Genomic DNA, 1,169 nt, shown 5'->3' on the forward strand with positions numbered 1-1,169 from the left:
ACGACGCTGCGTCGTGTGTGCTTGAGGACCTTGACGAACGAGATCCGGTCGGGGTCCAGGCCCTCGCCGTCGGCCAGCCGCATGATGATCCGGTTCAGACAGTGATGGAGAGTCAGGTGGGCCCAGATCTCCTGCCGTACCAGCTCCGGCGACACCGACCGCAGTACCTCGGTCTTTCCCCGCTGGAAGGTCTTCAGCTGCCGGTAGGCGGATTCGACCTCCCAGCGCTCGTGATACAGGGCTGCCAGCTCCTCGGCGGGCCAGGACTCGGGATCGAGCAAGTCGGTCAGCAGCCTAGTTGTCTCGCCCCCGTCGACCTGGTAGTCGATCACCCTGACTGTCACCCCGCCCGGATGGGAGCGCCGCTGCCCGGCGAGATTCATCCGGGTCAGATAGGTCCCGTCAGGCAAGATCTCCATGGGCTTCGCGGCGACGAAGGTCCGGGCTCTGATCAGTAAGTGTGCTCCGGCCTGCGTATATGCCTTCCACAGTGCGACACCGGGGAAGGCCCGGTCCATGATCACCAGCATGCCGGCGGCACTGCTGGCCATCTCTGTCGCCAGCGCGGGCTCGCCACCACCGCCCTTGAAGCTGCCTATCCGCGCGTCGATCGTCGCGTGCGTACCGGTCTCGGTCAGCGTCACCACCCTGGCCTGCGGGAACCCGATGGGCCGACCGGCACTGTCCACCTGCCCACCAAAAGCGGCACGTGTCGTATCGTTCTCCGGCACGTCCAGCAAGAACCCGTCGACCGCGGCAACTCTCATCCCGCGCCAGAAAGCGGCCTCGAGAGTGGGCGGAGCGATCGCCCCCGCCACACGGCGGAACACTCCCTCCAACGGTGCGGCCCCAAGCTGCTGACGGGCCCTGGTGAACGACGACTTGTTCGGGACCGACTGGTCCATCTCGCCCAGGGCCCCGACCAGGTTCTCCGCGACATCGTCGTAGGAGTCCCGCTGGAACAGCGCCAGAGCAAGCACGAAGTAGACCATGAACCGGCTCGACAGGGGACGAGGCTCGGCATCCAGCCGACCACACGCGGTCAGCACATCGTCTACCAGCTCAGGAACGATCCACTCGGTGAGCAACCCGAGCCGGACTTCATCGGATAACCCGATCCATGGATGCATGTCCGTGTCAACGAACCAGCACCCCGGCGGTCACCGTGC

General features: G+C 65.7%; 1 protein-coding gene. It reads right to left on the reverse strand.

Annotated elements, in window-relative coordinates; translation table 11 throughout:
* A partial coding sequence (locus ACYVMZ_RS39310) for an IS4 family transposase (protein ID WP_461088109.1) occupies positions 1–1,130 on the reverse strand: 1,130 nt, incomplete at its 3' end.
* Positions 1,131–1,169 lie beyond the last annotated feature (39 nt).

The organism is Streptomyces deserti (assembly GCF_054782695.1).